The organism is Paraburkholderia phymatum (assembly GCF_040965635.1).
Classification (GTDB): Bacteria; Pseudomonadota; Gammaproteobacteria; order Burkholderiales; family Burkholderiaceae; genus Paraburkholderia; species Paraburkholderia phymatum_B.
The window spans coordinates 170,090-184,165 of record NZ_JBFRCH010000001.1; the positions used below are offsets into that span (position 1 = coordinate 170,090).

The 14,076-nt window shown below is 58.7% G+C and carries 13 protein-coding genes and 1 tRNA gene; 11 read left to right on the plus strand and 3 right to left on the minus strand.

From position 1 onward, the window contains the following. The first annotated feature begins 118 nt into the window (after positions 1 to 118). The 10 genes from AB4Y32_RS00815 (at position 119) to AB4Y32_RS00860 (ending at position 9,549) form a co-directional block, all read left to right on the plus strand. Positions 119 to 706 carry a phosphoheptose isomerase gene (locus AB4Y32_RS00815; protein ID WP_368719521.1) on the plus strand — a complete coding sequence of 196 codons (588 nt, stop codon included), beginning with the start codon at positions 119 to 121 and terminating at the stop codon, positions 704 to 706. Positions 707 to 726: 20 nt separating this feature from the next. Beyond that, positions 727 to 1,530: a BON domain-containing protein gene (locus AB4Y32_RS00820; protein WP_368719522.1), complete on the plus strand. Its 804-nt coding sequence runs from the start codon at positions 727 to 729 to the stop codon at positions 1,528 to 1,530. Further along, positions 1,527 to 1,883: a c-type cytochrome gene (locus AB4Y32_RS00825; RefSeq protein WP_368719523.1), complete on the plus strand. Its 357-nt coding sequence runs from the start codon at positions 1,527 to 1,529 to the stop codon at positions 1,881 to 1,883. The genes AB4Y32_RS00820 and AB4Y32_RS00825 overlap by 4 nt, the downstream gene beginning before the upstream one ends. 56 nt (positions 1,884 to 1,939) lie before the next feature. Further along, a tRNA-Ala gene (locus tag AB4Y32_RS00830) sits at positions 1,940 to 2,015 on the plus strand. A gap of 25 nt (positions 2,016 to 2,040) precedes the next feature. After that, positions 2,041 to 2,403, plus strand: a complete 363-nt coding sequence (locus tag AB4Y32_RS00835) for a DUF3883 domain-containing protein (protein ID WP_368719524.1) — start codon at positions 2,041 to 2,043, stop codon at positions 2,401 to 2,403. 650 nt (positions 2,404 to 3,053) lie between these two features. After that, the gene (locus AB4Y32_RS00840) at positions 3,054 to 3,911 is read left to right on the plus strand and encodes a hypothetical protein (protein WP_368719525.1); all 858 of its coding nucleotides are present in this window, start codon (positions 3,054 to 3,056) and stop codon (positions 3,909 to 3,911) included. 333 nt (positions 3,912 to 4,244) lie between these two features. Then, a complete protein-coding gene (locus AB4Y32_RS00845; protein WP_368719526.1) occupies positions 4,245 to 4,529 on the plus strand; it encodes a hypothetical protein in 285 nt (94 codons plus the stop codon). Between the two features lies 1 nt (position 4,530). After that, positions 4,531 to 5,706, plus strand: a complete 1,176-nt coding sequence (locus AB4Y32_RS00850; RefSeq protein WP_368719527.1) for a hypothetical protein — start codon at positions 4,531 to 4,533, stop codon at positions 5,704 to 5,706. Next, a complete protein-coding gene (locus tag AB4Y32_RS00855) occupies positions 5,703 to 7,466 on the plus strand; it encodes a YfjI family protein (RefSeq protein ID WP_368719528.1) in 1,764 nt (587 codons plus the stop codon). Before AB4Y32_RS00850 ends, AB4Y32_RS00855 begins: the two co-directional genes overlap by 4 nt. Positions 7,467 to 8,433: 967 nt before the next feature. After that, positions 8,434 to 9,549 carry a hypothetical protein gene (locus AB4Y32_RS00860; protein WP_368719529.1) on the plus strand — a complete coding sequence of 372 codons (1,116 nt, stop codon included), beginning with the start codon at positions 8,434 to 8,436 and terminating at the stop codon, positions 9,547 to 9,549. 298 nt (positions 9,550 to 9,847) lie between these two features. On the opposite strand, the gene AB4Y32_RS00865 is transcribed toward AB4Y32_RS00860, so the two are convergent. The 3 genes from AB4Y32_RS00865 to AB4Y32_RS00875 are packed head-to-tail and all read right to left on the minus strand — an operon-like array spanning position 9,848 to position 13,222. Next, entirely contained in the window at positions 9,848 to 10,747 is a 900-nt protein-coding gene (locus tag AB4Y32_RS00865; RefSeq protein ID WP_368719530.1) for a plasmid partitioning protein RepB C-terminal domain-containing protein, read from the minus strand. After that, positions 10,744 to 11,658 (minus strand): ParB/RepB/Spo0J family partition protein, encoded by a 915-nt coding sequence (locus AB4Y32_RS00870; protein ID WP_368719531.1) that lies wholly within the window; start codon positions 11,656 to 11,658, stop codon positions 10,744 to 10,746. The genes AB4Y32_RS00865 and AB4Y32_RS00870 overlap by 4 nt, the downstream gene beginning before the upstream one ends. Continuing rightward, on the minus strand, positions 11,651 to 13,222 hold the full coding sequence (locus AB4Y32_RS00875) for a recombinase family protein (protein ID WP_368719532.1): 1,572 nt from the start codon (positions 13,220 to 13,222) through the stop codon (positions 11,651 to 11,653). The genes AB4Y32_RS00870 and AB4Y32_RS00875 overlap by 8 nt, the downstream gene beginning before the upstream one ends. 119 nt (positions 13,223 to 13,341) lie before the next feature. Between AB4Y32_RS00875 and AB4Y32_RS00880 the strand changes: the two genes are divergently transcribed. Next, positions 13,342 to 13,692 (plus strand): hypothetical protein, encoded by a 351-nt coding sequence (locus tag AB4Y32_RS00880; protein ID WP_368719533.1) that lies wholly within the window; start codon positions 13,342 to 13,344, stop codon positions 13,690 to 13,692. Positions 13,693 to 14,076 lie beyond the last annotated feature (384 nt).

The following is a 14,076-nucleotide window of genomic DNA, read 5'->3' on the forward strand; positions in this document are numbered from 1 at the left end:
ATCGTATCGGAGCGCGCCAATTGGAGCGCGCCGTATGCAGTCGCGCGGGGAAGGACAAACGTCAACATGAACCAGCGTCGCCGGGCGGGTGACGCATGCAGTACACGATAGAGAGTCGATGTCAGTCGAACGCATTCAACAACACTTCCGCGACAGCGCGGCAGTCACACTCGCAGCATTAGAAAGCCTGTCGATGCCGATTGCGGCGGCCGTCGACACGATGTTTGCCGCGCTCGCGAACGGCAACAAGATTCTGGCGTGCGGCAACGGCGGGTCCGCTGCCGGCGCGCAATACTTCGCCGCCGAACTGATCGGCGGCTTCGAGCGCGAACGGCCGGCGTTGCCCGCCATCGCGCTGACGACGAATTCGTCGGTCCTCACTGGCATTGCCAACGACGCCTCGCTCGATCAGATCTTCGCGACGCAGATTCGTGCGCTCGGACAGCCGGGCGACGTGCTGTTCGCCATCTCGACATCCGGCAATCCCGCGAATATCCTCGCCGCCATCGAAGATGCGCACGACCGCGAGATGATCGTCGTCGTGCTGTCGGGCAAGGGCGGCGGAAAGATCAATGAAGTACTGCACGATACCGACATCCATCTTTGCGCGCCGTCCGATCGGACGGCGCGCGTGCAGGAAGTGCATCTGTTGACGATCCATAGTCTGTGCGACGGCATCGATGCCATGTTGCTCGGTGAAGAATGATTCCGAAGGAGAGCGAGTTGATGAGCGCATATCGCGTGAAGAGTACGTTTGTGAGGACCACGCTGGTGGTTGGGCTCGTCGCCGGACTGGCCGCGACGCTGCAGGGGTGCGTGCTGGCTCTCGGCGCGGCGGCCGGCGGCAGCGCGCTCGTCGCGACCGATCGGCGCACGCTCGGCGCGCAGACGGAAGACCGCGAGATCCAGGTCAAGGCGATGTCGCTGATCAGCCAGAACCTGCCGGACAATGCGCACGTGAACGTGACGGTGTTCAACCGGCGCGTGCTGCTGACGGGCGAAGTGGCCGGCGAGGTGTCGAAGGCGCGCGCGGAAAGCGTCGTGCGAAGCCTCAACAACGTGAATGCGATCGTCAACGAGCTGGCCATTGCGCCGGCGAGCGATTTCTCGTCGCGCAGCAATGACACGTATCTCGAGGGGCGCGTGAAGACGGCGCTGATCGCCGAGAAGAACATTTCGGCGAACAACTACAAGGTGGTGTGCGAGCGTGGGACGCTGTATCTGATGGGGCTCGTGACCGCTGATGAAGGCAACCGGGGCGCGGATGTCGCGAGCCGGGTACCGGGCGTCGTGCAGGTTGTGAAGGTATTCCAGTACATCCAGCCGCAGGAGGCGGTGGCTGCATCGGCGGGGACTGCTTCGGCTGCTTCCGGTCCGCCGGCGGCCGCCGCGCAACCGGAAGCTGCGGATGTGACGGCGGGGGCGGTGCCGGATTCGTCGGTGACTTCGCGCCCATTGGAACAGCAGTCGCCTGCGCCCGTCAGCAATTCGACGTCTGTTCATCCGGGCAATCCTAAGGCGGCGCAATGAGGTTCGGCTTCCTTGTCGGGCGCGGGCTGGGCAGAGTATTGATGACATTGGCTGTGGGGGTGTTTTCGGTGTCTGCGTCCGCTGCCGATACGCCGCGTGGGCTCGCGATCGCGCGAAGCAATGCGTGCATGGGGTGTCACGCTGTCGATCGAAAACTCGTTGGACCTTCGTTTCAACAGGTCGCGGAGAAGTACAAGGGCAATGCCGGGGCTCCCACAATGCTCGCGCGTAAGGTGAAGGATGGCGGGTCCGGCGTGTGGGGCGCGATTCCGATGCCGGCCCATCCGGCGATGAGCGATGCGGATATCCGCATCGTCGTCGATTGGGTGCTGGCTGGGGCGCCGGCTAAATGACGCTGGTTGTGCGCTGGTGCATTAAGAATGCGCTGTGCTAGAATCGCGTGATCGTGGGGGCGGTAGCTCAGCTGGGAGAGCGTCGCGTTCGCAATGCGAAGGTCGTGAGTTCGATCCTCATCCGCTCCACCAATAAAATCAAAGGGTTACAGGCGATTTGCCTGTAACCCTTTTGTGTTTCTGGACGCCGTGTAACTGCTATGTAACCCAATTTGGTCAACGTCGGTCAATCTCGCTCTACGGTGAGCCGAGCGTGCGAGAACTGCAAGCATGCTGTGCTCCGCCGCGTTGGATCGAAGTAAAATCGACTTCGGGCGTCGATGGCCGGTTCGACTGGTCGCGCAAGGAGTTCGAGAGGGCGTTACGCGAGCGGGATCGCTACGAATTGTGGCGCGTCTATCGCGTCGCCGACAACACACCAGTCGCGAAGTGCTTTCCCAATCCGGCACGCATGCTTGGTACGCGCCAGATCGCCCTCGAGCTCGGCATGCTGCGTGCAAACATCGAGAAGCTAGATTGAGGCTCTGAAGATAAGATACGAAAAGGCGTTTCGGTTGCCGCCGGATTCCGGCTGGCATCGGTAGCTAGCTCCCTAAAATGCGCATCACGGGCTAAGTCTAGTCCGACTCCTGCTCGCTCTGTCAAGGCCAGCCTCACCGATCCGCGGCAACGACTACTACGAGGTTCACTGCCGACGTTGCGATTCAAGCTGGCAACAACCGCAACTGGCCGCCGACTCCGGTCGGATTTATCAGCCGACATCGGTCATTCGCCAACGCTGTGTTTGTGTCGCAAGCGATCGCAATGGTCAGCAGACGATTCATCCGCGGTCCTCTAGCCAAAGCCGGATGCCGTCAAGTTGGAATTTGGATGGGAAGCCAGAGGGATGAGGCTATGCACGATAGAATCGCTCGAACTAGACGACGGCTCGGTGTCGCTGAGCAATTGACACGCGGATACGGGGCTATGGCCGAAGAACAATCACCACAAGAGCCCATCGCTGCCGCGAGGCAGCTTTATGCCGTGTTGAAGGAGTACCCTGACACCGCGCTGAAGTAATCCAGGCGCGACAGGAGTCGGCGGCACCGATACCACTGTCGTCCTGCCATCATTCCGCAACTCGTACGAATATCTTTTTGATCACTTCAGGAACTGCCGCGCGGACAGCTCATGGCGACCAATATCAAGCTTCCTGGCTCGGAAATTATCGATTTCAACCTGAAGGTGGAAATCGAGGCGAAGTACTTCTACGGTTTCGCGACGTGGACTCCCGTCATGGGGGCGTTACTAATGTCTGGGATCGTACCGACTGACCACTGGCGTAAGGTCCTAGACTCGGCAGAAAGCGCAAACAAAAGCGCGTCTTTCTGGACCGACCAGTTGCGGCGATTGATATACGAGCTTTGGGAGAACGACGGCACGGGCGCGGAAACGATCCCTGAGAGAAACCGTAAGCATCTGCGCGGGCTGGATGGTGAAACGCAGGCGACAACCGCGTCAACGCGATTCCAAAACGCACATCGGGTGCTGAGACACTGGGGGGAGAAATGCGAGGATGAAGGACAGTATCTGTCGGAAGTCGAACCCGTCATCTTCGTAGCTTGGTTGGAAGAGCTTTGCCTGTATGACGAGATTCTTTTTTTCGACCGGACATGGCTGGATGCTTTCCTGAAGTTGCACGGATTAGGGGCGACGAAAATCGTTCTTCCTGCCAGCGTCGTGGAGTCGTTTCTGAAGGTGACGGACATAGGCGACGACGGCGGGTGGCATCCCTTAGGTTCCGATATTTTGAAGGCGCAGCGTGAAGCCATCTCGCGAGGCAGCGACCCTTACGCGATTGAGATCATTTTTCCTATAGTGAGTCGCATTCTCGACGACCGCGGCGCAATCAACAGGTCGAGCGAGAAATATGAGTCAGGCAGGGTGCTGCCGGTGACGCTTGAAGACGGGGGGCCGTACGTGCTTAAACGCGATTCGTTGCGAGTGCAATTGGGCCGTCTTAAATCCAGGCGCTACACGTCGCCGTAATAATCGGACGCACACACGCCGTTTTCCACTGTTTGGGACGGATGTGTTCGGCTCGCCTTCGTTGCCGGGTTCCCATGCTCGGTGCCATACCAGTGTTCCATAGGCGGCCTTTGATTCTACCCGCTCGCCCGCCTTTTCACGTGTGTCCTGATGCGCGCCCGCCACGCACGTTTTCGTACATTCGCGTACATCGAGGCGACCCCGCCGCAACCGCTCCATAAATTTGTCATGCGCTGCAATTCGTGGAGCTAGAGCGCTCAACGGCCTTTAACGGTGATTGGCTCTCCGGCTCCAAGAGGCGCGAAACGACATTTCGCACTTATGGAGAACTTCATGTCCAGCAATCTGAACAAGGCGCTGCACGCCGAGCATCAGCGCCAGATCGAGGAGCAACTGACGGATGTGCACGGCCGCGCGCAGTTTATGCCGTCGTCGCGCAGTGGTTACCTCACGACCGAGGCAATGGCTGATACGGTCGGCGTCCAGGCTCAGTCAGTCCGCAAGCGCTATTCGCAGACAGGCACGTACTTCGGTCTGAAGCCGGTCAAATTGCCCAACCGCCGCCTGATGTGGGAGGCCAATGCGGTCGCGAAATTCCTGCGCGGGGAGGAAGCCTGAGATGTTCACGCGCTTGTTCATCACTTCTGTGCGCGGTCGCGCAAACCCCGCCGCGCCGCGTAGCCCGGTAGTCCAGCCGCGGATCACGCGCTTCCAGCATTTGTTGGCGTCGTTGATCGCGACTCTGACGACGTTGACTTCGCTTGGCATTGCGACGTACACAGCGTGGCATCGCGCTGGGCTGAGCGTCGAACGTTTGATGACCGTGGCGCTAAGCGCGGTAGCCGTGTTGTGCGTGCATCTGCTGCCCGTCGCATGGCGCGTCCTGCACGTTCGCGGCCGCGTGGCTGCTGCGGCTCTATGGGTCTTCAGTTTCGGGGTTGTGCTCTTCGGGCAGGTCTCGTTCTTCGTGGTGTCGCAGCAGCATGCTGGCAACGAGCGTGCGGCCTTGATTCCGATGCGCGCCACGCCGACAACCCTGAACACGCCCGCCGGTCGCACTTTAACCGAGATCGCCAATGATGCAGCGAAACTGAATGCGGATCTGGCTATCGTAAAAGCACGTAATTGCGTGGGCGACTGTCCGACTCTGAAAGCGCGCTCGGCAATCATTGCGGCAAAGCTCGCTGCATTGAATACCGAAGCGGACGAGGCAAGACGTCGAGAAGCTTCGGAAGACCGTCAGAACGAGCTGGTCGATCGTGAGGAGGCAGAGCGCGCGACACTGCGCGCTGACCCGATCGCGTCGGTGGTCGCGTCCTGGCTGCACACGACCGAAAGCTTTCTTGAACTGATGCTGGCGGTCGCGTGTGCGGTCGTGCTCGAAGGCGCTGCCATCATGGGCTGGCTGCTGGTGTCGGTCGCGAGCGGTCGTGCCGGCGGTCGGGACGACGACCGCGCTGCGGCCGTGTCAGGTCGCGAGACGGTCGTGGCGAATCCCGATGCGGTCGCGCACCAATCGAAAATAGCGACCGCTGACAGTAGAGTGTTGACGGCCGAATCACTAGGAGCTGCGGCAGCTCAAGGTGCGACCACCACGGCAGACGACGTAAGTGCGGTTGCATCGGATGACGAACGGCTGCTCAAAAAGATTCATCAAGCCGCGCTCTGCGGCGAGCTCGATCCCACCCAGGATTCCATTCGTAAGCTTCTGCGCTGCCGTCAACCGAAGGCCGGTCGGCTCAATCGCCTGTATCAGGAGCGCTTTGGCGGCGTCCAGAACCGGAGGGCTGCATGATGGAATTCGGAAATCAGTTTGAGTCCCCGACCGCGTGCGAGGCGACCACCGAGGCCGGTTCGGCAGCAGGAACGGTCGCAACCACGACTGGTGACGATGCGCAGTCGACGGTGCCGGCCTGCGAAACGCCCGCGAGTCACAATGACGGGCGTAAGCCGCCGTTTCCCGACTACGTGCCTCGCACCGACTTCCCGTGGCAAGCGTTGCCCGAGACTATCCGGGGTGCAGTGCTTGAAATTTGCAACAACGACAAACTCGCAGTACCTCTCGCGGTGCAGGCTGTTTTGACTGCGGTGTCATTGGCGTGCCAAGACCTCGTTCTGGTCGATCGCGGTATCGGTGGCGACCCGTCGGTCTGCTCGCTCTTCATGCTGGCAGTCGCTGATTCGGGTGCCCGGAAGACCCGTGCTGATCGAGCCGTTACGCCTGTGATCGAGGTCTACGACCAAGTAGGCAAGGCCGACTATGAGCGGAAAAAAGCAGCCTATCAAAACGAGCTGAAAGCGCGCCAGGACAAAGAAAGGGCGCTGCAACGCACTCTTGCAAGTCTTACCCGGAAAGCGCATTGCGCGTCGGCGGAAGAAGCGCAGGAGGCGGAGGCATCGCTTGAGAACGTTGAGCGATTGTTGCAAGAGCTGCGCAGTCAGCCGTTCACGAACGCCATACCGTTGCTCAGGCGCGTTCTGTACTCGGCAATAGCGATGCGCGACCTCGAGCGCAGCCTTTGCCAGAACTGGCCGTCAGCCGGTCTGATTTCGAGCGAAGCAGCTGACATCCTGACCGCGCGTAGCGAGTCGGACATGGCGCGGCTGGATCGGCTTTGGGACGGGCAGCGGATCGACGTCGTCGGGCGCTCGGCGAAGGAGAGTTTTTCGGTTGCCGATCCACGTCTGACTGTTTCGCTCATGATCCAGCCAACCGTATTCGACCGCTTTCTTGCGCGTAAGGGCGAATCGGCTAAGGGCATTGGCTTCATGCCGCGGACGTTGATTTCGCGCGCGGAGACACCGTACGGCGATCGTATGGCCGATAGTTCTGTTCCCCGTTCGACTGCGTGGATCGAACGATTCAACAAGCGTGTGACGGATCTGCTCGAACACGGCCGGACCGAGATTGAGAAACGAGCGCAGAACCGGATGGTTCTCTCTTTCGCGCCAGCCGCGCAGCAGTTGTGGGAAAGCGATCAGAACGAGAAGGAGGCTCAGACGGTCGAAGGCGGTCAGTATGTGCACGAGCGAGAATTCGTTAATCGGTATTCCGAGCACGTTGCCCGCCTGGCTGCGCTGTTTCACTTCTTTGAACGTGGATATACAAATGCTGCAGAATTGCCGAGCATGGGCGGGCTGAACCAGCTTGAGATCCCGGATCATACGGTGGCGAGCGCCATTGAAGTATGTGAGTGGTATCTGTCGGAGTTCAGTCGCATTTTCAATCCCGACATGGTGATGGAAGAAGTCGCCGGGCACGTGCTGCAAAAACTGAAAGAGCGCTTGTCGTTGAAAAATGACGGCAAGGTGCCTGATGAGTACGCGATGGGCTACCAAAACGCTCAATTCGAAGCGAGCGAATTGCGAAACTTTTGCACGCGGTTCGGTCTGAGAAAAGATTTGATGCTATATAAGTCCGCATTGACCTGGCTTCAGGAACGGAGAAAGATTTTGCTCGTTACTGGAAATACGACGACGTCGACGAGGCAGACGATGTTCGTCCGGCTCAATATCGAGATACGGCCCGGCAGTTGGCGGCAGCAACGGTATTAATGCGAGATGAAGGCGGTGGCTAAAGCCACCGCCTTCATTTGCGACTTTCATCAACCTGGCAGTCCGGTTGGCAGCTATCTTTGTTGCCGCCGGAATATCTTTGCCACGGCCTCCCAGACAGCCCCCTGTCTTCAACGCGCACCTCACTTTGTTGCGGCAGCGCTTCTCGCGATCCCCGAGTTGAACCCAATCTCCGGCCGTGTTGTGCCGACGCTTGCGTATTGACCTAAAACAGCGCCGCGCAAGAAAACGTTGCGCGCGCAGGCAATTGAAATCTGCTTTCTTGCTCTTTGGGCAGCAAAAAAAGCAGGTTCAAATCGTGCGCGGGCATGATGTTCTCTTCACACACGGGTTGAGCCTGCCTGACGGTACCGCAATCAATCACTGGCGCGTCGTCCGAAGTGGTTCCTCTCGCACTTGGGTGGAGAGGGTGCGGCCGATCATGGGCTAGGGCTCGCGTCTGAATATCTTTTTACTGCGTGCGTATGTATGTATATGAGGAGCGTCATAGAAAGCCGCGCTTCTCGTGGATGTCGTTGACTGAATCATCGCGATTACGCGTTATTCAAATGCTTCCCACTTCTGCTTCCTATGGAATAGAAATAAAAATAATAGAAATAGGAGTATTCACTTAAGTATTCGGAAGTAAATCAGAAAGCTACTCCGATGCATGCTTCATTGCCATGCAGTAGGAAAGGCACTTCGCAAGTTCTATTGTGAACGTCACATCGAGAGCGAAATGCGTCTTCAATGACGCTTCATTTCGATCAGTCAATGACAAAAAATAAGGTCTCCCGTACATCGTGCTCTGAGCATTCGCTGGCAGGTGTTATCGGTACCACGACGAACAAGAGACCGAACATCAATCACCGTCGCCATGAGAGCGACGACACATCATTACGCAACCATGTACACAATCAATGAAGACCAGGAAGCTCTGGAGGTAATCGCTCGCCTCGATGAGCGTATGAACCTCGAAGAAACCGACGTTGATGGCAAGAGGAAAACGATCATCCACAAGGGCTATGCTTCAAGACACCTCTTCAATATCGAGAAGTTCGTTCAGTCTATCGAGACGGGACGGGGAGGGTTCGTCGAAGAGATAACCCGTTATAGCCGTGTGAAGAAGATTCATGAGCTTTTCCTTGGCAAGCGCTACTACCGGTATGTGAACGACTGGCTCCAACGATACTCGGAGGTGCATCGCTATTCGGCTCGGGTCGACGCGTTCTACGATGTCTGCAATGAGCTTGGTCTGATCGGTCAGCGGACTTTCTGGTTCGGCGAGCCCGGTGATCTCGCCCGTGCTGACGGCGTGCGATACATGGACGTGTTCAACATGCTGATCGAACTGATCCGCGTACGTTGTCAATCACGTGAGTTCAAGGAGCGTGAGCGTCTGAGGAAGATGAACGCACGACGCAATGAGCAGCGAGTATTGGGATTGGAAGAGGCGATGTTTTCCCTGGAGACGGGTAGGTCTCGATGGCTGGTGCTTTCGTTGACGTTGCGCTACAAGCCGAAGTTCCGTCGCTGGATCACGCTTGAGACGATTCAGGAGCATCGCGAGCGCTTCTTTGCGGCACGACGTTTTAACAAGCTGATGTCAGGTATCAAGAACTATGTCTGGGCAATCGAGCAGGGTGAAGACACGGGGCTGCACCTGCACGTGATCCTGTTCTATTCGGCAGATCACAACCGCGACGAGTATATCGGGCAGCAGATCGGTGAATACTGGGCCGATGTGGTGACGGAGGGGAAGGGCGATTACTGGAACAGCAATGCGCAGTGGCTGAAGAAGAGCTACAAGAAGAAGCGTGGTGTCGGTGTGGGCCAGATTAACTGGAACGACGCTGAGAAGCGCAAGACGCTACGCGAGAATCTCGTCTATCTCGCCAAGGCCGAGCAGTATGTGATGATAACGGGCGCGGAGCGTATTCGCACGTTCGACATGGGTCAGGTGCCGAAGAAAATGAAGGCCGGGCGCCCTCGCGTGGATGCCGATGTGAGCAATGCGAGTGGAAATGCGTTCGATGTGGAGTCGTTCGGTGAGGTGGATGAAAGCGCAACGAATGCGATCTGAATCAGAACGAGTAAATGGGATCATAACAGTTCGATGTGTCGACTGGTAAGTGCGGGCGACAGGCTAGGACAGCCGTCAGCGGGCTGTAATTGGCGCCCGGCGGCTGTCTCGCCGGATCGCTTACAACACTGCATTGACCTGACACCGTTCAACGTGACGGTTCTTTCTACGGCGTGCAGCGTTGGACCGTAGCCAGACGTGCGAGCTGTTACGTCGCGCGCAGAATGAACGGAAACGGGAACGGTCGTCGCGTGCCTGCCACCCAGCTCGGCGGCTTGCAGGGACGACGATAGGCGTATCATTCACGCTCTGTAACGCGATTGTCAGCCGCGATAGCATCCATTGTCGAGACCAGGCTGGCAAGCAGGTCGCCGTGGTGGCGCTTCAAATGTCCTTGAATGTTCTCGTTTCGAAGCAGGCGTGCCATGAAGCTTTTGGCGACGACCAGCGACAGCATGGTGTCGCCGATCTCGTCCTGGACGGCCTGGCAGTCTTGCCGCAGCCGCTCCATTTCGCTCTCCATCTTCGCGAGGTCCTCCGTCGATATTTCATCTTTCTTTTTCGGCTTCGCCCCCTCGACCAACGCCTCCGCGCGCGTGGCCACGAGAATCATTTCGGCGTAGGTGGCCGTGAACTTGTTGGCTGCGACCATCATTTCGGCCGCCTCGATTTGCCGGTATGGCTTCATTTTCTTCAAGACCGAAAAGACCTTCGGGGCGGTCTGCCGGGTTTTGAGGATTGAGGCGGCCTCGGGCGCTACACCGTCCAGCAAAGTCGCCCGTTCCCGAATACTTCGGACATCCATGCGAAGCACTTCGGCTATTCGCTTCTCCGACGCTCCCTTTGCCAGAGCGGCCCGGATCATCCTGTGCTCTTGTACTGCCGAAAGGCGAGTGATGTGCCGGTTGAACGTGAAGCCTTCGTCATCAGTCGAGATCATGCAGGGGGCGGTCTCCCGGCCTAGTTCTTTGAGCGCCTCAAGTCGCAGCCTCCCATCGAGCAGTTCGTAGTCACCCAGCCGCCGAGGGGAGCGAAACACCGCGAGCGGCTCTATTACTCCCAACTCCGCAATGGAGCCGAGGATCGTTTTGTATTTCGAGGTCGCCAGGATGCCTTTGGTCAAGGATGAGTCCGCGGTGATTCGTTCAACTGGAATCTCAACGACATTTGGTTCAAATCCATGTCTGACATTGCTCATGGCATAAGCTCCGGTGGGATACGGTTCGCGACTGCTTCGGGAATGTCCTTGAAGCCCTCGGCCCGCAAGAGCGTCCTGAAATGGTCATCGGCGAGAAAGCGCCTCAGAGCGGATGTGATCAGCAGCAACCTCTGCTCTTGCAGATTCGCGTTCTGCACGATCATCTTCTGGCGGCGAACCTCGTTTTTGTATGTTCGCAGCAGTCTTTGCGGAGTCGGCTTTTCGCGCGGGGCCGGGCGGCCGTGCATCTTTTTACCTGCCACTTCTCGTTTGCTTAGAATCCTTCGCACACGCAGCAATTGGTCTCCGGTCAGCGTCTTGGACTCGTAGGCGGCAACCATCGCGGCCTGGACCTCGTCGGTTGAGGCGCGGGCGACCTCGACGGCAAGCCATAGCGGCATGACGCGATTTTCCACCGCCTGTATCAACCGTTGCTCACCCTTCTCCAACAGTTGCAGGATGCCGTTTATGTAGGAGTCTTCCAGATTAGTTTTCCTGGCGATCTGCTCGGTTGTGTAGCCCTTCGCGCGGAGAACCTGTAAGCCGCTCAAAAGCTCGGCGGTGGAATGTCGTCGCCGGGCGATGTTCTCCGTCAACGTGATGAGGTAGCGGTCGACCTCGGTGGCTTCGACAACGCAGCATGGAATCATCGTCTCGCCCAGCGCCTTCAGCGCTTCGAGGCGGCCCTGGCCGCACAACACCTCATGCCACTCGCCCTCGGCGTCGCGTCCACCGTGGGCGACCGTGATCGGCCGTTTGAGCCCGACCGACGCGATGCTCTCGACGAGCTGAGAAAAGAAGTACGGATTGCGCGTCCGGGGATTCAGCACTCGAAGCCGCTCAACAGGAATCAGGGTGATCTGCTCACTGCGCGAAAGCGCGGAGACGATCTTGTCGACGCGGTCATTCATAGCTGACTCCCTTCAGTGGGACCCGACGCGCCAGATGGCAAAGCATGTCGAGGTCTTCGTAGCGATAAGCCTCAAATCCGAAGTCATTGTGGTCGCCCAAACGGACAACGTCCGACGAGACATCGATGGCCGGTAACAGGTAGTAGTCGCGGATCGACTTCGCATCGAGCTCCATGCGCACCGCGACGGTGATATCAGGGCGAAGCGCGTTGTCGAAACGGATGATCCAGCGATTCGAACCGGCCTCGGTCGGACGACAACGAGACAGGGCCAGAGAGACCTTGAACTCCTCGTTGACCCATAGCAACCCGGACACGGCGTCTCTTTCGACTCGCGCTCCCGTGTCGGCCATCGCACGCTCGGCAAGCGAGACGACCTCGGGGTGGAGCTCCCGCAGGCGACGGTTGAGCTCGACGTAGCGATAGTCACGCGCAGGCGTGTAGCCGATCAGGTCGTATGTTCGAAGCAAGCTCCCGAAGCGATTCGCGTAAGCGCTGCTGGAAGGGCATCCGGGCGCCTCGTCGATGACGATGCCGGACAGATAGCCGTTGCGCAACAGCAGCTTGCGCAGCGCGTCCAACATGTCGATGTCGGTCAGGCGGTATGAGCGAGCGAGAATGATTTGGCGAGCGGCCTCGAAGATGATTCGATCGACGATCGGCTCGAACGCGTTATCCGCGCGAATCCACGAGGCCGGCGGATTGCGGACGCGCTCCTGTTTGAGCTTGAACGACACGCGGTTCCAAACGTTATCTCCGACGTATTTGTCGTTGATGAGGATCTGGTGAACTGTCCCACGAGTCCACGGGGTGCCGCGATCCGTGCGAATGCCCGTCTCATTCAGAACGGCGGCGATTTCGGACTCTGAGCGTCCTTCATGGACGAATTGGCGATAGATGGCTCGCACCGTCGCCAATTCGTCGGGCGGCCCAGGAACGAGAATGACCCGATCCGTCTGGATGGCCTTGTGTTCTCCGCGGCTCAGTTCGCCTTTGATGACGCCTGTCTGGTCTACGCGAACGCGCCGCAAGCCGTAGCCGGCCGGGCCGCCTTGGCGAAAGCCGTTGCGGATGTGTCTGCATTGGCCTGCGTGAACCTTCACGCTGAGTTCCCGGCTGTATTCGCCGGCCATGGTTCGCTTGACGCTCTTGATGATGCTCGACACTGGGCTGCCGTCATTCTCGAACTGCTCGGCGCAGTAGAGCACCCGTACGCCCGCGTGCTTGCAGCGAATTTCGTAGCTCGCGCTCTCGTCCGGATCTTGGAAACGCCCCCAGCGGCTGACGTCATAGACAAGGATCACAGAAAAATCAGCGGTTCCCGATTCCACGTCCCGCAGCAGGGCTTTAAGGGAATCCCGCCCGTCCAGGCGCAAACCGCTTTTCCCTTCGTCGGCATATACGTGAACGACGTCAAGGTTTCTGCTTTCGGCGAAAGCCAAAATGACGTCTTTCTGATTTTCGGTTGAGTATTGTTGGTGCTCCGTCGACATTCGCACATACGCCGCCGCGCGGCCTCGGCCGCCAGCGGCTTGCGGGTTTTTGTTGCGCGATGTCCGTTCCACCCTGCCTCCCGTGAACCGCGAGGGGCGGCTCTTGTCGCTGGATGCTCCCTCAAAGAGGATACAAGCGGGCCCCTTCTCATTTCTTCCGTTCAGGGAATATAGTTTTGGAGGAGCGAAAAATGTTGCCGACAACACGCAAGAATTTGCGCGGGAAGAAAGAAGAAATCGGCGCGGAATATCCCCTCGCGATCGCCATGGCGCTTAAGGAAGAGCTTGGGGGGTCCCGGCAGACGATCAAGAAGCTAGCGCGCTGGACTGGCGCGAGCGAAAGAACGGTGCAGAATTGGCTAGGCGGCGTTCGGGGCCCGAGTGGTCCGCACCTGGTGGCCTTGGCGAAGCACTCCCCAGCCGTTCACTTCGCCTACCTGTCCATGACCGGTAGGGCCGACGGGCCGATGCCGGACGTCAACGCGTCCGTGGCGCTGCTGCGGGAGGCGCTCGCCCTGCTGACCGCTCGTCGTCTTTCGTAGCCGGCATTATCGGCGTGTTGGGAGTCCGGACCTGAAGCCCGGTGACGTCGCGTTCTGGCGATCACGGCGTACTGGCATAGTGCGATGCCCCAACGCTCACTGGCACGTCGGAATTGCTGTGGATGACGGGCGCACGCTTGACAATGATTGGTGGTCGGGTAAGCCGGAAGAGTACTCCGTGAGCCGGCTCTGTTCGACATTCGCCTATGCGCGTCGCGCACCATGAGCATGGGCGCGCCGAATCAGGGGGCCCTGCGGGGTGTGCGCGGTACATGAGAAGGTCTGCTCCGTTTAATGAAATGAGGTGTTGGCATGAGGCAGAGTTCTACGGTTAGGTTAGGTCCGGTCCTTCGTAGTCGGATGGGGAACGTCTGCTCACGAGCT